This window comes from Pedobacter alluvionis, assembly GCF_003664035.1.
Classification (GTDB): domain Bacteria; phylum Bacteroidota; class Bacteroidia; order Sphingobacteriales; family Sphingobacteriaceae; genus Pedobacter; species Pedobacter alluvionis.
This window is the reverse complement of sequence record NZ_RCCK01000015.1, coordinates 388,129-407,806: the sequence shown is the minus strand read 5'-3', so window position 1 is coordinate 407,806 and position 19,678 is coordinate 388,129. Positions and strand designations below refer to the sequence as shown.

23 protein-coding genes are annotated in these 19,678 nt (G+C 37.9%); 5 read left to right on the top strand and 18 right to left on the bottom strand.

The window, feature by feature from the left end; genetic code table 11:
• Positions 1 to 188: 188 nt before the first annotated feature.
• Entirely contained in the window at positions 189 to 455 is a 267-nt protein-coding gene (locus BCL90_RS25845; protein WP_134380754.1) for a hypothetical protein, read from the top strand.
• 325 nt (positions 456 to 780) lie between these two features.
• Here BCL90_RS25845 and BCL90_RS23780 read toward each other — a convergent pair whose 3' ends face one another.
• The gene (locus BCL90_RS23780; protein ID WP_121287790.1) at positions 781 to 1,116 is read right to left on the bottom strand and encodes a virulence RhuM family protein; all 336 of its coding nucleotides are present in this window, start codon (positions 1,114 to 1,116) and stop codon (positions 781 to 783) included.
• Positions 1,117 to 1,155: 39 nt separating this feature from the next.
• Here BCL90_RS23780 and crtD point away from each other — a divergent pair, with 39 nt between their 5' ends.
• Positions 1,156 to 2,643, top strand: coding sequence for a 1-hydroxycarotenoid 3,4-desaturase CrtD (gene crtD / locus BCL90_RS23775; RefSeq protein ID WP_121287789.1), 1,488 nt, complete (start codon positions 1,156 to 1,158; stop codon positions 2,641 to 2,643).
• Positions 2,644 to 2,889: 246 nt separating this feature from the next.
• Here the strand turns inward: crtD and BCL90_RS23770 are convergent, their stop codons facing one another.
• Genes BCL90_RS23770 through BCL90_RS23750 form a run of 5 tightly spaced genes read right to left on the bottom strand, consistent with a single transcriptional unit; the run spans position 2,890 to position 6,651 of the window.
• A complete protein-coding gene (locus tag BCL90_RS23770; protein WP_121287788.1) occupies positions 2,890 to 3,393 on the bottom strand; it encodes a shikimate kinase in 504 nt (167 codons plus the stop codon).
• Positions 3,394 to 3,413: 20 nt separating this feature from the next.
• Positions 3,414 to 3,860, bottom strand: coding sequence for a DinB family protein (locus BCL90_RS23765; RefSeq protein ID WP_121287787.1), 447 nt, complete (start codon positions 3,858 to 3,860; stop codon positions 3,414 to 3,416).
• 3 nt (positions 3,861 to 3,863) lie between these two features.
• A complete protein-coding gene (locus tag BCL90_RS23760) occupies positions 3,864 to 4,919 on the bottom strand; it encodes an ABC transporter permease (protein WP_121287786.1) in 1,056 nt (351 codons plus the stop codon).
• Positions 4,920 to 4,921: 2 nt separating this feature from the next.
• Complete coding sequence (locus tag BCL90_RS23755; RefSeq protein ID WP_121287785.1) at positions 4,922 to 6,073, bottom strand: BT_3928 family protein; 1,152 nt, start codon at positions 6,071 to 6,073, stop codon at positions 4,922 to 4,924.
• A gap of 32 nt (positions 6,074 to 6,105) precedes the next feature.
• Positions 6,106 to 6,651, bottom strand: a complete 546-nt coding sequence (locus BCL90_RS23750) for a DUF1599 domain-containing protein (protein WP_121287840.1) — start codon at positions 6,649 to 6,651, stop codon at positions 6,106 to 6,108.
• Positions 6,652 to 6,750: 99 nt separating this feature from the next.
• Here BCL90_RS23750 and folP point away from each other — a divergent pair, with 99 nt between their 5' ends.
• Together folP and cdaA are read left to right on the top strand one after the other, a co-directional pair.
• Positions 6,751 to 7,602: a dihydropteroate synthase gene (gene folP, locus BCL90_RS23745; protein ID WP_121287784.1), complete on the top strand. Its 852-nt coding sequence runs from the start codon at positions 6,751 to 6,753 to the stop codon at positions 7,600 to 7,602.
• Positions 7,603 to 7,721: 119 nt separating this feature from the next.
• The gene (gene cdaA, locus BCL90_RS23740; RefSeq protein WP_121287783.1) at positions 7,722 to 8,513 is read left to right on the top strand and encodes a diadenylate cyclase CdaA; all 792 of its coding nucleotides are present in this window, start codon (positions 7,722 to 7,724) and stop codon (positions 8,511 to 8,513) included.
• A 329-nt stretch (positions 8,514 to 8,842) separates the two neighbouring features.
• Here cdaA and BCL90_RS23735 read toward each other — a convergent pair whose 3' ends face one another.
• The 10 genes from BCL90_RS23735 to recJ form a co-directional block, all read right to left on the bottom strand.
• The gene (locus BCL90_RS23735) at positions 8,843 to 9,253 is read right to left on the bottom strand and encodes a BrxA/BrxB family bacilliredoxin (protein ID WP_121287782.1); all 411 of its coding nucleotides are present in this window, start codon (positions 9,251 to 9,253) and stop codon (positions 8,843 to 8,845) included.
• Between the two features lie 97 nt (positions 9,254 to 9,350).
• Entirely contained in the window at positions 9,351 to 9,848 is a 498-nt protein-coding gene (locus BCL90_RS25950) for a CCC motif membrane protein (RefSeq protein ID WP_207908514.1), read from the bottom strand.
• A gap of 8 nt (positions 9,849 to 9,856) precedes the next feature.
• Positions 9,857 to 10,177, bottom strand: coding sequence for a DUF2752 domain-containing protein (locus tag BCL90_RS23725; protein WP_121287781.1), 321 nt, complete (start codon positions 10,175 to 10,177; stop codon positions 9,857 to 9,859).
• Positions 10,161 to 10,589, bottom strand: a complete 429-nt coding sequence (locus BCL90_RS23720) for a YkvA family protein (RefSeq protein WP_121287780.1) — start codon at positions 10,587 to 10,589, stop codon at positions 10,161 to 10,163. The genes BCL90_RS23725 and BCL90_RS23720 overlap by 17 nt, the downstream gene beginning before the upstream one ends.
• Before the next feature lie 17 nt (positions 10,590 to 10,606).
• Positions 10,607 to 11,491, bottom strand: coding sequence for a YARHG domain-containing protein (locus BCL90_RS23715; RefSeq protein WP_121287779.1), 885 nt, complete (start codon positions 11,489 to 11,491; stop codon positions 10,607 to 10,609).
• A gap of 17 nt (positions 11,492 to 11,508) precedes the next feature.
• Entirely contained in the window at positions 11,509 to 12,135 is a 627-nt protein-coding gene (locus BCL90_RS23710; protein WP_244095133.1) for a DUF2306 domain-containing protein, read from the bottom strand.
• Positions 12,136 to 12,540: a hypothetical protein gene (locus tag BCL90_RS23705; protein ID WP_121287778.1), complete on the bottom strand. Its 405-nt coding sequence runs from the start codon at positions 12,538 to 12,540 to the stop codon at positions 12,136 to 12,138.
• A gap of 257 nt (positions 12,541 to 12,797) precedes the next feature.
• Positions 12,798 to 14,315, bottom strand: a complete 1,518-nt coding sequence (locus BCL90_RS23700; protein ID WP_121287777.1) for a GH3 auxin-responsive promoter family protein — start codon at positions 14,313 to 14,315, stop codon at positions 12,798 to 12,800.
• Between the two features lie 168 nt (positions 14,316 to 14,483).
• Positions 14,484 to 15,224, bottom strand: coding sequence for an LPS export ABC transporter ATP-binding protein (lptB, locus tag BCL90_RS23695; RefSeq protein ID WP_090502159.1), 741 nt, complete (start codon positions 15,222 to 15,224; stop codon positions 14,484 to 14,486).
• 82 nt (positions 15,225 to 15,306) lie between these two features.
• Entirely contained in the window at positions 15,307 to 17,007 is a 1,701-nt protein-coding gene (gene recJ, locus BCL90_RS23690) for a single-stranded-DNA-specific exonuclease RecJ (protein WP_121287776.1), read from the bottom strand.
• A 279-nt stretch (positions 17,008 to 17,286) separates the two neighbouring features.
• Between recJ and BCL90_RS23685 the strand changes: the two genes are divergently transcribed.
• Positions 17,287 to 18,054 (top strand): MBL fold metallo-hydrolase, encoded by a 768-nt coding sequence (locus BCL90_RS23685; RefSeq protein WP_208529917.1) that lies wholly within the window; start codon positions 17,287 to 17,289, stop codon positions 18,052 to 18,054.
• 438 nt (positions 18,055 to 18,492) lie between these two features.
• Here BCL90_RS23685 and BCL90_RS23680 read toward each other — a convergent pair whose 3' ends face one another.
• Both BCL90_RS23680 and BCL90_RS23675 read right to left on the bottom strand, forming a co-directional pair.
• Positions 18,493 to 19,080: a YceI family protein gene (locus BCL90_RS23680; RefSeq protein WP_121287774.1), complete on the bottom strand. Its 588-nt coding sequence runs from the start codon at positions 19,078 to 19,080 to the stop codon at positions 18,493 to 18,495.
• A gap of 242 nt (positions 19,081 to 19,322) precedes the next feature.
• Positions 19,323 to 19,535, bottom strand: coding sequence for a helix-turn-helix transcriptional regulator (locus BCL90_RS23675; RefSeq protein ID WP_121287773.1), 213 nt, complete (start codon positions 19,533 to 19,535; stop codon positions 19,323 to 19,325).
• Positions 19,536 to 19,678: the final 143 nt, after the last annotated feature.

The window sequence follows — 19,678 nt, the reverse complement described above, 5'->3', positions numbered from 1 at the left end:
GACGTTCTCATATTAAACAAAACGGACGGTTTTTCTGAAACGGAAAATCACATATGATCTCGTTAACATCTAGCAATCTCAAAAAAATCACTTTTTGTTTAGCATGCTATACTTTGATTTTCAGCGCATTATTTGACAATACAAATCCGAAACTTGATATATCATTCACATAAAAATGGAGGTTCATTATGAACGTTATTCGTAAAATTGAACATTGGGCAGATGTTCATCACTCAAAATGGCTGGATTATCTTCGGATTGTACTTGGCCTGATCATTTTTGGAAAAGGTGTTTCTTTCATTAGCGACACATCCGCAGTCCAGAATATGATTACACCAAACAACGTATTTGGTTTTTCGGGCGTACGGAATCAGTGTAGCGATTCACGTTGTTACCGTTGCACATTTGGTTGGCGGTATTTTGATCATGCTACGCTCCAAAGCTTCTTTAAGTAATAGCTCTAAACTTCGGATCATCATGTATGCAATGCAACACATAATATTATATTTGCACACATACCTGTTTAAATTGATAAAAAGATTCAAAAGCAATGCTTTGGTGCAAATGGTATATTGAAGCACTGGCAACAATCAATAAAATGCCAGTGCAGGAACCACAAAAGTAAGTTCTGCCATTAAATCTGCGACCACCGAGATCGAAAAACAAACAAAAGTGTATTTAGCCGAATTGAAGTAGGTTAATTTTTATAGTTGATCAAATTAATGTTTGTTCTTGTAATTTTTTATAATTTAAGGCATACCCATTTAGTAGATAATCTTTTTAAATCTGGTTGGCCCATATCCTGAATTGCGTTGCTTTAATTGAATTTACCCTATAACCTATTGATAATACCATATCAAGACTATAAATATCAACAGTTCTTTTCACCTGTCTTACGCCTTCAATGCGAACTATTTCCATTTTGGAAATAGTTGTTTTATCCAACTCTTTATCTTGATATATATTCTTGATGTGTTTATTAATCGCCGGAACCTGAGTGCCAAAAATATCAGCAATCTGTTTCTGGGTTAACCAAAGAGTTTCATTCTTAATTGCCACCTCTATAATAGGCAGTCCCTCTTCATTTTTATAAATTATAATTTCATCCTTAGTCATTGCCTTAAGTTAGTAAAATATTTATTCTATTTTCGCATTATGCCTAAACCAAAAGCCATAGTTATCGGTGCCGGAATTGCGGGAATTGCATCTGCCATTCACCTCTCTATAAAGGGGTATGATGTTGAAGTTTTTGAAGCCAATTCGAAACCCGGAGGTAAACTAGGGGAAATAAAAATGAATGGTTTCAGGTTTGATGCCGGCCCAAGTCTTTTTACTATGCCGCAATATGTGGATGAGCTTTTTAAACTTGCTGGAAAAAATCCTGAAGATTATTTTAAGTACATTAAACTAAAAGAAGTTTGCCGTTACTTTTACGAAGATGGTTTAAGGTTAAACGCCACCTCCGATCTTGATAAATTTGCAAGGGATATAGAAGAAAAAACCAATTCGACCGCAGCAGAAGTCGAGCATTTTTTTAAAAAGAGCGAGACAATCTACGAGGTTACTCATCGTGTATTTTTAGAAAGGAGTTTGCATAAACTTAAAAGCTACCTGCATTGGGATACTTTAAAATCAATATTCCGTTTTGGCCAGATTGATGCCTTTAGAACACAGGCCAGCGCTAATCAATCATTTTTTAAAGATGAGCGGATCACGCAGCTTTTTAACCGTTATGCTACCTATAATGGCTCAAATCCATACCAGGCGCCGGCTACATTGAATGTAATTCCACATTTTGAGTATCATTTTGGCGCTTTTATTCCAAAAGATGGCATGTATGGTATTGTTAAGGCTTTGATTAAACTGGCTGAAGAACTGGGCATCCGGTTTCATTACAGCCAAAAAGTCGAAGAAATATTATACACCAATGAAAACAAACCTAAAATAAACGGGGTAAAAGTTAACGATAAAACCTACAAAGCAGAGGTAGTGATCTCTAATCTTGATATCTGGTTTACTTACAAAAATTTACTTAAAGGCATAGCTGAACCTAAAAAATTATTAACCCAGGAACGCAGCAGTTCAGCATTGATTTTTTACTGGGGTATGGATGGGAACTACAGCGATTTAGGCTTACATAATATTTTCTTTACTGAAGACTACCAAAATGAATTTAATGCCATCTGGAAAGAAAAAACCATCTGCAATGACCCTACTGTTTACGTAAATATCAGTGCTAAACACCTCAGAGGCGATGCGCCTGCAAATGCTGAAAATTGGTTTGTGATGATTAATGTACCTGCTAATACGGGACAAAATTGGGATCAATTGATTAAGGAGTCAAGGACAAATATTATCAAAAAAATCAGCCGTATCCTGAACAGGAATATTGAGAAGGATATCATTTGCGAACAGATCCTGGATCCCCGGAGTATTGAAAGCAAAACGGGATCGTATCAGGGTTCTTTGTATGGCAACAGCTCCAATAATCAGTTTTCTGCTTTTTTACGACATCCCAACTTCAGTTCTAAGGTTAAAAATTTATATTTCTGTGGAGGAAGTGTACATCCGGGCGGAGGAATTCCTTTGGCATTGTTATCGGCGAAGATAATTGATGATGATATTAGTTCAGTTGTTCATTAGTCATTGGTTGATTGGTCAATAGTTTGTTGGTTCATGGTTGATAGCTATTAGTTCAATAGTCATACTTGAAGCATCCTTAGACCTTAATTTTTCTTAACTTCTTAATGGTCAAACTATAGGCAAACCGTTTATTGGCTATGAACTTCATACTTCTGACTATTCTATGGTGAATTGTTTTAATCGGTGAATTGACTCCAAACACCAAACTCAGCGAGCGCCAACCGACTAAATACTCTGGACTGCCGACTAACTATTTCCCTTAAGTGCTTCCTCTAACTTCTCTCCATCAAGATCAAATGCATCTACAATTATCTTCGCTTTTGTATAAAAAGGATCGCGCTCCTGAAGTTTTTCTTTAATGAATACCAAGAGTTGTTCATCATCTAAATCTTTAATCAACGGACGCTTTTGGCGGTTATGTAAACGTGAAACCAAAGCAGCAGGATCCATTTGCAGGTAAACCGTTTCGCCATTGGCGTTCATCCATTCCATATTATCGAAGAAACAAGGCAATCCGCCTCCCGTAGCCACCACACAGGTTTCGGGATAATCGTATGTTTTAAGCATTTCACTTTCGTAATCCCTAAAACCGCCTTCTCCAAATTCTGCAAAATATTCGGCGATACTTTTACCTGTTTTTGAAACAATTTCAGCATCAAGATCTATTACCGGGCAATCTAAACGGTGTGCCAATTGTTTCGCTTTGGTGCTTTTGCCGCAGCCCATATATCCGATAAGGAAAATTTTCATCTGAAGTTCTTATAGCCGACCTATAATAAATGGTCGCGTTTTAACATAATATAATCGGTTACAGGTGGTGTAAAACCTGCCTTTTTTAATAAAGTTACAACCTGTCCGCGATGATAAGTAGAATGATTAAATAAATGAAATAAAATTTCGTCTATGCAGTTTTCATATTGATCGCCTCTTGTATTAGTATATAAAACCCGTTTATCTAAAGGATGATTATTCAATGCTTCCCTGATCAGCCTGAAATTTTCCAAAGAAAGGCTTTCAAAATCTTTTGTTAAGTGGATATCCCAAACCCCATAGAATGGTGTTTTGCCAGAAATCCGTTGCGCCCAAATATGCTGTGCATTAAGCACGTGACTGAACAAACGTACTGCATCAGGCAATTCAATGGTTGCCGATTTAAATATTTCGATGATATGGGCATCGGCAAGCTCAGTATAATTTATAATTTCTTCCTCGCGCATAACCTAACTTAATTTAACTCTTGGATCGACATAAGCATATAAAATATCAACGAGGATATTAATGACTACAAATACGAAAGCGATAAAAAGAATTGAACCCATTACAACCGGAAAATCGGACATTTCTAAAGCGGTTACCGTTGTTCTTCCTAAGCCGTTATAGCCGAAAATGTACTCTACAAAAAAAGAACCCGCCAATAAAGAGGCAAACCATCCTGAAATAGCGGTAATAACCGGGTTCATGGCGTTTTTTAAAGCGTGTTTATAAATTATGGCATTTCTACTTAAGCCTTTGGCCCTTGCAGTCCTGATATAATCCTGCGCCAAAACATCCAGCATGGCGCTTCTGGTAAGCTGCACGATAATGGCCAATGGCCTTAAACCGAGCGTTATCATTGGTAACCATAAATTTCTCAGGGTCAATACCTCACCATTAAACGGATCGTAAGAATATAAGCTACCACTCATTTTTAAACCTGTGTAGTTGCTCAGCACAAATCCGAAAAGCCAGGCAATAATAATTCCCGCAAAAAAAGAAGGTGCAGATATTCCCAGAATGGCAAATGCATTTGCTGATTTATCAATCCATGAATCTTTATAAACCGCTGATAGCACACCCAAAAACACACCGATGATGGTGGCAAAAATCATTGCCGTTAAAGCAAGGATGAAGGTATTTGGTACGGTTTCAGAAAGGATTGCAGTTACATCGCGTTTGGTCTGGTATGAGCTCCGCAGGTAGGGCCATTTTAACACCAGTACTTTTTTATCAAAAGCAATCAGTTTTGCGTAATGGTATTTCTGCTGACTGGTACTATCGTTATCCACAATGCTGATTGGAGATAAATCGTTAATATATAAAATAAACTGCACAGGCTTTGATCGGTCTAAACCAAATTCTTTGCGAACTGCTTCAAGTGACTGAACATCGGCTCGCTGCCCCATTGTCATCCTTGCAGGATCGCCGGGCAAAATATTAAACAGCACAAAAACAACCAATATTACACCACCCATTACCAGTAGTCCATACATCAGTTTTTTCAGTGCGTATCCGATCATATTTATTTATCGAAATATTTTCTGCTTAACTGGTCAAAAGTCGGCACATTATGAAAATGCCATTTATTAATCACAACACCATTTTTCATTAACAAAACACCAGGATTTGCCCTTACCATACTTTTTAAAGGCACTGCATCTGCATAAAACACTTCAGAAAACAAGTTATTCTTTTTGATAAACGCCTGAGCGTCCTGTGCTGAATTGGAAGTAAGCAAAACCGTACGGATATTAAATTGTTGTGTAGCATTAATGGCCAGTGCATTTAATTTACCAATAGCTGCCTCATTTGTACTATGAAGATCGTACGCCACAAAAATCAGATTATAGTATGGATTTTCGATCAGTTCCCTGGTATAATCAGTGCCTGAAGCATCGGTAATGTTCAAATCTTTGATTTTAGGCTCAAAGCCTTTTTTAAGCAGTCTTTTTGCCGGTTCGCCAATAATTTCCCAATTGTTATCCTTCCAGATCTCAGTTTTAAGATAGGCTTTATCGCTCATATCTTTCTCCTCTTTGGTTTTTTTGTTCTTCAGGTGATACATGATTTCAAATTCATCAGGCTTTTCTCCCGGAGGGATCACCATTAATGAAGGAAGATGTGCCCCGACTTTATAAGGCAGGAAGTCAATAACCGGCAAAACATTGTAAGTATATAACCCAAAACCTAAGGATACAAGCGTTACTGTGATGGCAATATTTCTTTGTGTAGCTTCTTTTTTAAATAATGGCTGAATGAGGTTTTTATTTAAGAAAATCACAATGATCAGCGCCAAAAGGATCAGATCCTTGGTAAACGACTGCCACGGGGTAAGCGGAATGGCATCGCCAAAACAACCGCAGCTGGTAACCACTTTAAATGCAGCAGAAATAAATGTTAACAGCGTGAAGAAGATAATCAATAACAATAAACCCCAGGCTACTTTTTTACTCCAGAAACCCAACAACAATAACGCACCCAGCACGATTTCCAAAGTACAGAGCAAAATGGCAATACCTGTGGCCATACCGCTGAGGAAATTCATGTGAAAAACTTCAAAATATTCCTGCAGTTTATAGCCAAAGCCAAGCGGATCGTTGGCTTTGATTAATCCTGAAAATATGAATAAAGCACCGACAAAAATCCTGGAGAATCTTAAAAGTAAATTTCGCATCTATATTTATTTTTTATGGCTATAATGCTATTTTATTTAACGCCGAGTTTGATCAGCGCGAAAACCGAATAGTTCAACATATCCTGATAATTCGCATTAACTCCCTCTGAAGCCAGTGTTTGTCCTTCGTTATCCTCTATCTGTTTAACCCTAAATATTTTCATTAAAATCAGGTCGGTTAATGAACTAATGCGCATATCGCGCCAGGCCTCACCATAATCGTGGTTTTTAGCAAACATTAAATCTTTGGTTTCCGTTACCTTTTCTACAAACCTTTTTTCAACTTCATCATAAGGCATTTCATTGGGATCGCTTTCGGTCAATTCCAGCTGCATCATGGCAATAACACAATAATTAATAATCCCAATGTATTCAGAAATCACACCCTCTCCCACCTTACTTACTTTTTTTTCTTCCAGGGTACGAATGCGTTGTGCTTTGATAAAAATCTGGTCAGTGATCGAACTTGGCCTTAAAATCCGCCAAGCAGTGCCGTAATCTTTAGTTTTTTTTAAAAATAATGATCTGCAAACTGCAATCACTTCATCGAACTCGGTAGAGGTATTTGTTTGTGTCAAAGCCAATAATTATTTAGTTTTTAGTGTATTTTTGTTCTGAAAAAACAAAAGCTAAAGATACATTTTTAAAGCGAAACCCAAATCCCGAAAGGGTTTATTATGGCAGAAAAAAACTTTTTTGAGCCCAAAAAAAGCTTAAATATTAAGGGTAGACTTATTGATTTAAGCAGCCCAAAAGTAATGGGTATTTTAAATATAACCCCCGATTCTTTTTACGACAATAGCCGCACAAAATCAATAGACGAGGCTTTAATCAAAGCAGCCCGGTTTCTTAACGAAGGTGCTACATTTATTGATATAGGAGGATACTCATCCAGACCAGGCGCAAAGGACATTTCAATCAATGAAGAAATAGACCGTGTGGTGCCCGTGGTGGAAAGTTTGGTAAAAACATTTCCGGAAGCAGTCATTTCTATCGATACTTTCAGGTCAAAAGTTGCTCAGGAAACCATTTCGTCCGGTGCACATATCATCAATGACATTGCCGCTGGCGATATGGATGAGCAGATGTTCGAGACAGTAGCTAAGCTACAGGTACCTTACATGATGATGCACATGCAGGGTACTCCTCAAAATATGCATCAAAATCCGGTTTATACCAATGTATTACTGGAAGTAATCGATTACCTGGCGAAAAAAGTTGCGGCACTTAAGGCCCTGCACATCCATGATATAATCATAGATCCTGGTTTTGGCTTCGGAAAAACGACCGAACATAATTACGAGTTGCTCAGGCAGATGGAGGCCTTTAAAATATTCAAGCTGCCTATTTTGGTGGGTTTCTCGCGTAAGGGAATGATTTATAAAACGCTTGGAACTACGGCAGCAGAGGCCCTGAACGGAACTTCCGTACTCAATACCATTGCGCTGCAAAAAGGTGCAGGTATTTTAAGGGTACATGATGTTAAGGAAGCAGTAGAGTGTGTGCGGTTGGTGGAGAGGTTGGGTTGAGCGGCTGGCGCATAGCGGTTAGCGCTTTTGTACATCTATAATATTTTATCTACAATTAACAGCTTTAAACAATTAACCTAATATTGTAAACTGAAATCCGTTTTGCTATCTTGCCACTAATGAAAGGTTTTGATTTTGACTTCCTTAAAGTATCGCCAACTGATATCGTTGATATTATTTTGGTGGCCCTATTAATTTATTATGTTTATACCCTAATCCGCAATACACTAGCTGTTAACCTGCTTGTTGGGATGTTTATTATTACAGTTTTTTACTGGATAGTAAAGGCTTTACACATGGAGTTATTGACCGCAATCATAGAAAAGTTTATGAGCGTGGGGATTATTGCATTGATCGTAATTTTCCATCCGGAGATCAGGCGCTTCCTTTTACTGATCGGGAAAAATGCTTTTCTACAAAAAAACAAAGCGTGGTGGGGTTATTTATTTGGCAGGAAAGAAATTGAAAGGAATAATCTAACCCGGATAAAACCAATTATCGACGCCTGTAAAAGCATGAAGAAAACGCGTACAGGAGCATTAATCGTATTCGTTAAATTTTATGACGAACAGTTTTTTGCCAATAGCTGCGAATTTGTTGACTCCAAAATATCGAAACGTTTGCTGGAAAGTATCTTCCAGAAAAACAGTCCGCTGCATGATGGCGCCGTAGTGATCTCTGAAAACAGAATTAAAAGTGCCAGCTGTATTTTACCTTTAACAGATAACGACCAGTTACCTTCCCAATTTGGATTAAGACACCGTGCAGGTATTGGTGTTTCGGAAACGACCGATGCTGTTGCGGTAATTATATCAGAAGAAACCGGAGAAATCTCATATGCCAAACAAGGAAGGGTAAGAATGAATGTTTCTTTCGGGGAACTGGAGAAATTGCTAAATAAAGATTTTTAGTAAACACAGATTTTAGGGGATTACATAGGTTTGGGTAATTGTCATCCTGAGTGCAACGAAGGATCCCTCACCTTAAAATACAGAACTTTCGATTAGCGGAATAAGTACAATAAAGATCAGTCGACTAACGCTCAGGATGACAAACCGAAGGGAATATTCCGTACTTTCTGTGTTTCCGTGGCAAAAATTACACTAGCAGATTTTGCAAATTAACACTAAATAGCAACCAAAATAGATTAAACGCAAAATGGTGAATGTTTCCATTCACCATTCCAATATAATTTTAAGAATCACCTATCGGTGTAATCCAATAATCTGTATAATCAATTTTAACAATATTGTTCAAAAGCACCGATCAGGTTATCCGCAATCATCTGTGCTGGTCTGCCTTCAATCTGGTGGCGCTCGATCATATGAACCAATTTACCATCTTTAAACAAAGCCATTGCCGGAGATGATGGAGGAAAAGGCATCATATAATTTCTAGCCTGATCTACCGCTTCTTTTTCCATGCCTGCAAAAACAGTAACCAATTTATCAGGATGTTTTTCGTGTGCGGCTGCTGCGCGAGCTGCCGGACGCGCATTTGCTGCTGCGCAACCACAAACTGAGTTCACCACAACCAACACAGTTCCTTCGCCTTTAATAGCCTGATCTACGTCTGATGCATTTTTTAACTCTTGAAAACCAACGTTAGTTAATTCCTTACGCATTGGCTCTACTAAATATTCTGGATACATTATCTTAGTTTTTATTTTACAATATCAATAGTACAAAAATAAGAAAATCGAATGGCATGCACCATCCGATTTATATTTTTAAGGTAAAATTAATGATCTATTTCAAACCTTTGATAAAGTTATCAAACATTTGAGGATTAGTAATTGCTCCAGCTATCATTAATACAACGATCACGATAAATAATACACTTAAAATAGTAGCAATCATTCCGCAGATTTTACCTGCTTTTGCATTTTTATATGATGATTCTGTATATAAACCCGGGTTAAGCTGATATTTTTTCATATCACCAGCACCTAATATCCAGGCAATTACACCAAATATCACTCCAAATATCCCATAGAAACAACAAGCTGGGATCGCTAAAATACCCAACACAAGAGAAGCTGTAGCATTTGGTAAGTTCTGCTGACCAAAACCTCCTCCTCCAAACTGGCCAAACGGTGGTGGCTGCTGGAATGGCGGCGGTTGTTGGAAAGGTGGTGGCGTTGCAGGTCCCTGATCAAGTGGCTGAAAAGGGGCTGGTTCGGGATTTTGATTCTTTGAAAGATCTATAGGTCTATTTTCTTGAGGATTTTCCTGTTCTTCTGACATAGGTATATTTAGATAAATTGGTGAGTGTATATTTTGTAAATGTAATTGATTAAAATAATTACTGCAACCCCTGCAAAAACGATTTTTATCAGCTGTGCACCAAACTTAAAATCAACCTTAAGATGCACAATGGTAAATATCACTAAAAAAATGAGGGGAATTGTTGCAGGGTAAAACTTGAATGATGCGATTAAATCGCCACGAAATAATGCTAAAACTGAGCGTTGCAAGCCACAACCCGGACAATCGATCCCGAAATGGGTTTTAAACGGACAACTGAAAAGATGCTCGCCCAACCAGTCTAAAAAACTTTTATGTGGTTGAGCCATCTAAATCTATTATTTTTCCCTGGGCATCTTTCCAGACTTTATATTTTTCCAGATCTTTGAGCACCTGCCTATACACCAGATTTAAGATATAGATGTCATCAATGAAACCTAAAACAGGTACAAAATCCGGAATCACATCAATAGGAGATAAGAAATAAATCAGTCCTCCTAAAATGGCAATAATTGATCTTTTAGGGATTTCGGTATAATCGCCATTCACATAATCTTTAGACACTGCAAACAACAATACCAGTTTGGTCCAAACCCCTTCCAAGTCACCTTTATTGGTTACCGCCTTGCCAAGTGCATCCTTAATCGTATTGCTGGCTTTGGTTTTATCACTTAAGATTACCGAGGCCTTGTTTTGCGATTTCTTAAAAAATCCGAGTATTTTATCCCTATTTAGTTTCATAATTAATGCTTTACAAATTAACGGCCAAAAGCATCATAATTGTCTTCCGCGTATTTGGTAAAGCGATCTAATAACTTGATATTTTTATTTTCTATCGACGTTAAATCATCATCAACGTTGTTTTTAACAGGGACATACCATTCTACAGGATCGAAAAAATTTCTAAAAGTTGGTTTTTTAAAGACGTAACCATGTCTGGCGAAAATGGTATTTTTAATAATCTGTAAGTCTAATTTCCTTAAATTCTTTACATCGTCTTCTTTAAGCAGATTGGTAGAAGCATTTAATTTAAAAATCTGATCGGAAGCACTTCTGTAAAAAGGATTGGCCTCGAGCGTATCTACTCTTCCATCTTCTGCTGTATCCACTCTTTTTATCATTTTATGCTCGCTCCAATCTACGTAGCTCGCTTCTGTGGGCAACATCAAACTTGCATTGTATTCGAATTTCTTTTTTAATAATTTAAATTCTTTTTCAGGCCATTTAAGCTCCTTATCATAGGCATTCCATTTGCCGATTAGGGTATCGCCAACCAAGGCAACTTCAAACTTTCCATCATATTTATGGCTACCGGGTTCATCTAAAATAAAAGTGATTTTACCTCCATCTTCTGATAGTTTACCCAATAATGGCCGGCTGTTCCCCGCCACAACGCTCTGTGCAATTACGGTATCCTTAGTAATTTTTTTAATGTTGATATTCAGTTTATCAAAAGAACCTTGCATATCGCCCTCATATTCCAGCTCTTCTTTAGTGTAAAAATCGCCGACCCAAAAACCATAAAGTTCTTTATGTATTTCCTGTTGGGCTACCGTAGTATTTTTTGTAGTATTGGTTTTCTTAGTATCTCTACAGGATAACATCAAAAAAGGGATCAGCGCGAGTAATAAGATTTTTTTCATTTATTTTTTTTAATAGGTTAAAGAATTTTCTTTTTAATCAACCATTCGGCGATCAATAAATTGGGGATCCAGCCGAGCCAGGCAATAATCTGATAAACATCCATCGGCGCCGGATGGAATAAATATACTAAAACAACTTTCCACAACCTTAAAGTGATGGCTGAAGCTGCCAGGGCAAAACTGCGGTACATAAACTTTTTATGGACCGTTACTTTTCTTTTCAAGATAAGCAAAATGGCCTTCAACGTAAACCAGAGCCATAAAACACCCAAAATAACAAATGAGGTTTTAGCCATTAAGCCCCCATTTGCAAAACAGCCTATAAAAATGCCAGATGGTGCAGCAAGGAACAACACAAAACCTGCGTATAAATAGCCTAACCATTTATGTATCTTCGGATACCTGGATAAAATTTTAGGATTAAACTGCGTAAAACCAGCCAATAATACAAATATAGCACTGTAAACGTGCACATAAAATATAGGGAGGTAAGCCTTGATGTTTGATACTTCGGTTTGTTTAATTTGCAGAAAAGATACTTCACTACTCAGCGGAATGTAACGCAAAGTAATCTGCACCATCAGCATAAAAAAATAGGCAAAAAACAATAGCCAGGCCACCTGTTTATAGCTGATGCTTTTCATTTATTTTTGATTAAAAAGCAAAAGTAATTTTTTATCGAATGGAATGGCAACCAACTGTGCGTTTACCACGTCATCTTCATAAAGCTGCTGCTTTTTAGGATCGAACACAAACCTGGCGATAACAGGCATCCTATCCGAGTAACTTTCGTGAAGGTTAAAATTATAGGTTTTTGAGTATTCCTGCGATGGATCGGTTTTAGGGTTAGGGCTACTCTCGAGCATAATACCATAAGATGTGCCACCATTTTTAACAATCCTTTCGTACAAGCCTTTGGTAAGCTGTTTGCAGCGTGGTGAGGTTTCTACAATTTTATAGGCAACCTGTGCTTTGTAGCTTTCCTTTACCTGGGCCTTTACCTGATATATTAATGATGTCAGAATAAAAAAAAAGAGTAAATTTTTCATGATCGAGTAACGTTAATAAATATAAAAATATCAAACTGAACTTACAAATTGCCTTAAAAGTCCTCGACAGGCTATCATTAACAGACTCCAATAGAATAGTCGTCATCTCGATCCGATAGCTATCGGATGTAGCGCAGCGAAATGGAGAGATCTATTTACCAAAGGTTATTGAAATCAAATTTAAAAGATTTCTCTACTGCGGTCGAAATGACGATATTTCGAGTCCATTCACCTTCTTTATCTATCTGTCATTCAATTTAAGATGATTTCATCATCTCCAAAATATCATCAACATATTTTCGCTCATTAGCTAAACGTGGTACTTTATGCTGTCCGCCTAGTTTATCTTTTGCTTTTAACCAATTATAGAAAGTATTTGCTGGCGCATTATGTACTTTAGGACGGGCCAGTGCCATATCCTTAAAGCGTTTGGCATCATAATCGGAGTTTACTTCGCGGAGTGTATTGTCCATAATATCAACGAACTTTTCAAAATCACTAGGCTGTTTATCAAATTCGATGATCCACTCATGCCCTCCGGCTTTTTCTCCTTTAAAATAGATTGGTCCGGCGGTATAATCTTTTATTTCGGCACCAGTTTCCTGGCAGGCTTTGGTTAGGGCCTGTTCTGCATTATCAATAATCACTTCTTCGCCAAAAGCATTGATAAAGTGTTTGGTACGTCCGGTAATTTTAATGCGGTAGGGAGAAAGAGAAGTAAATTGAATGGTATCGCCGATCATGTAACGCCATAAGCCACCATTGGTAGAAATCACAATGGCGTAGTTTTTATGCAGTTCTACTTCGCCCAGTAACAAAGCCTTAGGATTCTCTTCTCCAATGTTTTCCATCGGAACAAATTCGTAGAAAATACCGTAATCCAGCATCAGCAACATTTCTTCTGAGTTATCCTGGTCCTGAATACCGAAAAATCCTTCGGACGCATTGTAAGTTTCCAGATAATACATGTCGGCGGACGGAATCAGCTGTTTAAACTGTTCACGATAAGGTGCGAAGTTTACTGCTCCGTGGATATATAATTCTAAATTTGGCCAAACCTCCAATAAATTCTGCTTTCCGGTAAGTTCCAGCACTTTTTTAGCCAGTACGATAGTCCAGGTGGGTACGCCCGAAATACTGGTCACATTTTCATTTATGGTGGCTTCAGCCATTCTATCCATCTTGATTTCGTAATTGTCCATCAAAGCGATAGACATATCAGGCGTACGGTAATATTCAGCCCAAATTGGCAGATTTTTAATCAGTACAGCCGATAAATCGCCATAAAAACAATCTTCGTTTAACTGGTTAACCTGATGGCTGCCACCTAAAACCAAACCTTTTCCGGTAAACATCTGGTTATCCGGGCGGTTATTGCAATAAATGGAAAGCATGTCCTTGCCACCTTTAAAATGGCATTCTTCCAAAGATTCCGGAGAAACCGGGATAAATTTACTTCTATCACTCGTGGTACCTGATGATTTTGCAAACCATTTGACATCAGATGGCCATAGGATGTTCTGTTCGCCATTAAGCATGCGCTCAATGTAAGGCTTTAAGGTATCGTAGTTTTGAATCGGAACACGCTCCTGGTATTGTTGTGGAGTTAAGATCGATTTATAATCGTACAACTTGCCCCATTCGGTATTTTCGGCACTATCAATCAAATTATGGAACCACTCTTCCTGAACATCATGGGGATATTTCATAAAAAGTTCGATCTGGTGGATCCGCTTTTTCATTAACCAGGTAAAAATTGAATTTACAAATGCCATCTTTAAATGTTAGAATTAACTGGCATCATGTTGCCACAGATTTTCACATCTGCCCCTTGGTTTAACGGGGATAAACAGAGATTTTTATACACAGTAAAATTTTATAGCTTTTGGTTTAACGTCGCAAATAGGCAACACTCTAATTTAAATATTGTTTGTTGAATATTATTAAACATCAAATTTCTTACGTTTCAATACGAAATTCGATCCTAAATATACTTTTCTAACCATTTCGTTTTCGGCCAAAACTTCAGGAACACCTTGTTCTAAAATTTTCCCTTCAAAAAGCAAGTATGCCCTATCGGTAATCGACAGTGTTTCCTGTACGTTGTGATCGGTAATTAAGATTCCAATATTTTTATGTTTCAGTTTGGCGACAATACTCTGAATTTCTTCTACAGCAATTGGATCTACCCCTGCAAATGGTTCATCCAATAAAATAAAATTAGGATTTGCCGCCAGAGCACGGGCAATTTCCGTGCGACGGCGCTCACCTCCTGACAATAAATCGCCACGGTTTTTACGCACTTTGTGTAAGCTAAACTCATTGATTAGCTCTTCGAGTTTGTCACGCTGTTCTTCCTTCGTCAATTTGCTCATTTCCAAAATGGCCAGGATATTATCTTCTACGGTAAGTTTTCTAAAAACAGATGCTTCCTGAGCTAAATAACCAATTCCTTTTTGCGCCCTGCGGTACATCGGATCTTCGGTAATGTCTTCTTCCTCTAAGAAAATGCGGCCTTCATTTGGTTTGATCAAACCTACGATCATGTAAAAGGAAGTTGTTTTCCCTGCTCCATTCGGGCCTAAAAGTCCAACAATTTCTCCTTGACTTACGTTAAAGGAAACGTTGTTTACAACAGTACGCTGTTTATATTTTTTGACCAGATTTTCGGCTTTTAATATCATATATCTATCGATATTCTTCGGCTGTAACATTGAGCTTGTCGAAATGTCCTTCGACAGGCTCAGGATGACACCTTAGAAATATTTAATTAACTTTTATTCCTTTAATATTTAACTGCAAACGCTTCTTATCTTTCCATACGTTTTCTTCTAACGTATAACAAACCGAAAAAGGTACTTTTGGTTGTAAAAGGTTTTGAAATTCGGCCAGCCCGAAAGCAATGCCTTCAAAAATAGGCGAATTTTGTTGTTTTATATTAATTTTTAAATGATTTTGGCCAACTGCCATGGCATGCTGTGCGAGATATACGTTATGGGTAACAAATATAGGTGCCATATTTTCTGGCCCGAATGGCCCCATCTGTGATAAAACCCTGTAAAACTTGCCATCTATCTGCGCCAGTTCAATTTCGGCGTCAATCCTGATCATTGGTGTAAGCAGCTCTTCTGTGATGCTTGCTGCCACAATTTCTTCAAACTTATCAGCAAAGGCATCTACATTGTGTTGTTGCATGGTTAAGCCTGCAGCAAATTTATGCCCGCCATACTGATCTAATAAATGAGCGCAACCACTTAAGGCCTCGTATAAATCAAAACCAACTACCGACCGGCAAGAACCTGCTACATGTCCGTTAGACTTTGTTAATACAATCGTTGGGCGATAGTACTTTTCAGTTAAACGCGAAGCTACAATCCCGATAACCCCTTTATGCCAGTTCTCGTTAAAAACGACAGTCGTTTTTTTGTTGATCAGGATATCACTTTCGCCAATTAAAGCCAAAGCTTCACGGGTAATGTCCTGATCGTAGGTTTTGCGTTCTGTATTTTTAAGGTTGATGAGTTCGCTTTGCTCCAATGAATTACTATCTACCTGGCAGAGCAGCATAGCAACGGCATGTTTGGCGTGGTCTATTCTGCCAGCGGCATTAATCCGCGGACCTAATGTGAAAACCACATCAGTAATGGTATAATTTTCGGTTTTGCCTGAAACTTCCATTAAGGCGCGTAAGCCTTCGCAAGGATTGGAGTTGAGTTTTTTCAGCCCATAATAAGCTAAAATTCTGTTCTCCCCTACTACGGGAACAATATCTGCTGCGATGCTCACCATTACTAAATCCAGATACTGGAGGTAAGTTTCTTTTGCTAGTCCATGTTTTTGCGCATAGGCCTGTGCAAGTTTAAAACCGATCCCACAGCCGGCAAGTTCTTTAAAAGGATATGGACAGTCTGAACGTTTAGGATCTAAAACGGCAATGGCCTGAGGCAGTTCATCTCCAGGTAAATGGTGGTCACAGATAATGAAATCGACGCCTAAAGTATTAGCATAATCAATTTTATCGATCGATTTTATTCCACAATCTAACGCTATAATTAATGAGAATCCATTTTCGCTAGCGTAGTCAATTCCAGCAGTAGAAATGCCATAACCTTCCAGGTAGCGATCGGGGATATAATATTCTATATTTTTAGTGAGCTGCGAAAAGAAACTGAAGGCCAGTGCTACCGAAGTTGTACCATCCACATCGTAATCGCCATAGATCAATATTTTTTCATGTGTTGCCAATGCAGTTTCGATACGGGCGATTGCAACATCCATATCCTTCATTAAAAAAGGATCATGAAGGTGATCGAGATCAGGTCTGAAGAAATCTTTCGCCTGATCAAAATCACAGATATTCCGCTGCACGAGGATCTGTGCAAGTGATCGGTCAATGTTAAGTTGTTCTGCTATTTTTGCTACCGTATCATCATTACAATCTGATGCCAGTACCCATCTTTTTTCCATTTATTTTGTCTCCGAACAGTAAATATACATTTTAATTGGATACGCTAGTGGTAAACTTTAATGGGCTATTGTACAAAACATTTAAATACAAAAAGTTAGGTTTTACTTAGAAATACCTTTTTGCAAATGAGAATAGCGAATGGGAAATTATAATTCAGAGGTTCAAGAGAGAAATTTAAATATGCTATTTTACAAAAAAAGGAAGTATCCAAGCTTTTACCAAAACAAATACTCAGGTTTAGATTGTTACCTTTGTATAAACATTAAAAGATTCATATTTTGCAAGTACACACCCTCTTCGAAGGAACCTACTCAGTTGATGCGTCAAAGAAATTTGTACCTTTCGACCCAGCTATTCATAGTTATAAAGACAGACCTGCTTCATTATTCATCAATGTTCAGCCTTTTTTGGTTGAGTTGAAAAACGATCTCGTACTTTTTGATACGGGTTTAGGTTTTAGTGATGACCACGGCGAACTGATTTTACATAAAAATATCCGTAATGCAGGTTTCGATCCTACTGATATAACTAAAGTTTTAATGTCTCACTTACATTATGACCATTCTGGTGGCATGATCCACAAGCAAGGAAATGATAAAGTTGAATTAAGTTTCCCTGATGCAGAATATGTAATTAACCGTGGTGAATGGGAAACGGCATTTAGCAGCACGTCTTCGTCTTACCACACCGATATTTTCGATTTTGTTCAACGTAACGCGCAATTGAAGTTCGTGGAGGGCGATGGAGCATTGGATGAAACTATTGCTTACGAATTTACAGGGGCACATTGTCCGAACCACCAGGTTTTTCTTTTAACAGAAGGTAATCAAAAGGTATTTTTTGGTGGCGATGTTTTGCCTGAACCTGAAGAACTTGTTAAAAACTTTATTGCCAAATACGATTTCGACGGTCGCAAGGCGATGGAATTAAGAAAAGAATTTGGAAAGAGAGCCGCAGAAGAAAACTGGGAATGTTTGTTCTACCATGGTAAAAGCGCAGCAACTGGTTTTGTTGATGTTGTTGAGGGCGGGTTTAAGATTAGATAAGCCAACTCGTTTTTTACCGCAAAGCGCGCAAAGAAGAAGCTCAAAGCGCGCAGAGTTGCTTTTTTACCACAAAGATCATAGAGAAAAGGCAAAAAGTTCACAGAGCTGGGTACTTATAGTTATAGAATCTCTGTGTTCCTCTGTGTAAAACTCAATGCACTCGGTTGTTAAAGACTTAGCGCCACTTCGCGTCAAGCTTAGCGCTCTTTGCGGTTAAACAAAATCATCTTTTTCACCACAAAGGCCACGGAGAAAGGCACAAAGTACACAGAGCTGGGTGCATATCTATATTTAAACTCTGTGTTCCTCAGTGTAAAACTCAATGCACTCTGTGGTAAAAACTTAGCGCACCTTCGCGTCAAGCTTAGCGCTCTTTGCGGTTAAACAAAAAAAGCCCCGACAAATGTCGAGGCTTTCCTTTTTCCGAGACGGAAATAATTATTTCTTAGCTACCAATTTAACTGTCAATTCGAAGTTATCATCAATTGCTTTGTCGCCAATGCTATCGAAGAAAGATTTCGAACCGTATTTGATGTCATATTTAGTTCTGTCTACAATGATTTTACCAGCTAAAGCTGAAGCTGTTCCATCTGCATTTACCGTTACAGTTGCAGGGAAGCTTAATGGTTTAGTGATACCTTTGATGGTTAAATTACCTGTTACCGTTACGTTAGCACCTGAACCAGCAACTTTAGTAATTACGAAAGTTGAAGTTGGGAATTTAGTTGTACCGAAGAAATCGTCTGCTTTTAAGTGTCCTTCTAATTTTGCGCTGCCATCAGCATCTTTAATTGAAGTCATATCGATAACAAAAGTACCACCAGTTACACTTTTACCACTAACGGCTAATGTACCTGATTGTAAAGCTACTGTTCCATTGTGAGAACCTGTTACTTTTTTACCAATCCAGGTGATGGTCGATTTTGCTGCATCAACAGTATAAGTTACTGGTTTGGTTGGGTTTTTAAAGGCTGACAATGCTACTACTGCCACTAATAAAAAAATTGAGCTAATTTTTAATTTCATTTTCTGGTTTTTTAAAATTTGATACAAATATAGATGAACTAGCAATCTATTGCTATTGACCTATGTTAAGTTTTTTCAAAAAAAATCGATTTATTTAAAATCATTCTATTGACTGTAGTATTAGGTTAAGGTTTAATCCGTTTATTTTTTATGTGAATAGAAAGGCGGAAGGTTTAAGGTAGAGGGTTTTTGTGCTAAACCTAAAAAGGCATAGGATGGAAAGTTGTTCTAACCTCTAAATATCATCTCTTTCTCCAGCTAACCAATAGCTCGCCTGCTTCAACATCCAAAAATGTTGCTACATCAAACAGCCTTTTAATTGAAGGCTGAGCCGTATTGGTACACCAGCTTGATACGGTCTCCGGTGCAATTTTTAGTGCATCAGCCAATTCTTTATTGGTAATCCCTTTTTCAGCTAGAGCGGCCTTTATTCTATTATAGTTGATTTTGGTCATAATTGATAGGTAACCCAAATATAATATTTATGCCAGTTATCTACAGGTGCAAAAGAGTTAACAACTGCAATATTAGTTTTACTTACAACCTTTCATTCCTAAACCTGATAGCAGCGGAAATCCTTTTTGTTTGCAGCAACCTT

Bases quoted from the DNA above. Each gene is read 5' to 3' on its own strand.
- BCL90_RS25845 (WP_134380754.1), top strand. From the start codon at position 189: ATGAACGTTATTCGTAAAATTGAACATTGGGCAGATGTTCATCACTCA.
- BCL90_RS23780 (WP_121287790.1), bottom strand. From the start codon at position 1,116: ATGACTAAGGATGAAATTATAATTTATAAAAATGAAGAGGGACTGCCT.
- crtD (WP_121287789.1), top strand. From the start codon at position 1,156: ATGCCTAAACCAAAAGCCATAGTTATCGGTGCCGGAATTGCGGGAATT.
- BCL90_RS23770 (WP_121287788.1), bottom strand. From the start codon at position 3,393: ATGAAAATTTTCCTTATCGGATATATGGGCTGCGGCAAAAGCACCAAA.
- BCL90_RS23765 (WP_121287787.1), bottom strand. From the start codon at position 3,860: ATGCGCGAGGAAGAAATTATAAATTATACTGAGCTTGCCGATGCCCAT.
- BCL90_RS23760 (WP_121287786.1), bottom strand. From the start codon at position 4,919: ATGATCGGATACGCACTGAAAAAACTGATGTATGGACTACTGGTAATG.
- BCL90_RS23755 (WP_121287785.1), bottom strand. From the start codon at position 6,073: ATGCGAAATTTACTTTTAAGATTCTCCAGGATTTTTGTCGGTGCTTTA.
- folP (WP_121287784.1), top strand. From the start codon at position 6,751: ATGGCAGAAAAAAACTTTTTTGAGCCCAAAAAAAGCTTAAATATTAAG.
- cdaA (WP_121287783.1), top strand. From the start codon at position 7,722: ATGAAAGGTTTTGATTTTGACTTCCTTAAAGTATCGCCAACTGATATC.
- BCL90_RS23735 (WP_121287782.1), bottom strand. From the start codon at position 9,253: ATGTATCCAGAATATTTAGTAGAGCCAATGCGTAAGGAATTAACTAAC.
- BCL90_RS25950 (WP_207908514.1), bottom strand. From the start codon at position 9,848: ATGTCAGAAGAACAGGAAAATCCTCAAGAAAATAGACCTATAGATCTT.
- BCL90_RS23725 (WP_121287781.1), bottom strand. From the start codon at position 10,177: ATGGCTCAACCACATAAAAGTTTTTTAGACTGGTTGGGCGAGCATCTT.
- BCL90_RS23720 (WP_121287780.1), bottom strand. From the start codon at position 10,589: ATGAAACTAAATAGGGATAAAATACTCGGATTTTTTAAGAAATCGCAA.
- BCL90_RS23715 (WP_121287779.1), bottom strand. From the start codon at position 11,491: ATGAAAAAAATCTTATTACTCGCGCTGATCCCTTTTTTGATGTTATCC.
- BCL90_RS23710 (WP_244095133.1), bottom strand. From the start codon at position 12,135: ATGAAAAGCATCAGCTATAAACAGGTGGCCTGGCTATTGTTTTTTGCC.
- BCL90_RS23705 (WP_121287778.1), bottom strand. From the start codon at position 12,540: ATGAAAAATTTACTCTTTTTTTTTATTCTGACATCATTAATATATCAG.
- BCL90_RS23700 (WP_121287777.1), bottom strand. From the start codon at position 14,315: ATGGCATTTGTAAATTCAATTTTTACCTGGTTAATGAAAAAGCGGATC.
- lptB (WP_090502159.1), bottom strand. From the start codon at position 15,224: ATGATATTAAAAGCCGAAAATCTGGTCAAAAAATATAAACAGCGTACT.
- recJ (WP_121287776.1), bottom strand. From the start codon at position 17,007: ATGGAAAAAAGATGGGTACTGGCATCAGATTGTAATGATGATACGGTA.
- BCL90_RS23680 (WP_121287774.1), bottom strand. From the start codon at position 19,080: ATGAAATTAAAAATTAGCTCAATTTTTTTATTAGTGGCAGTAGTAGCA.
- BCL90_RS23675 (WP_121287773.1), bottom strand. From the start codon at position 19,535: ATGACCAAAATCAACTATAATAGAATAAAGGCCGCTCTAGCTGAAAAA.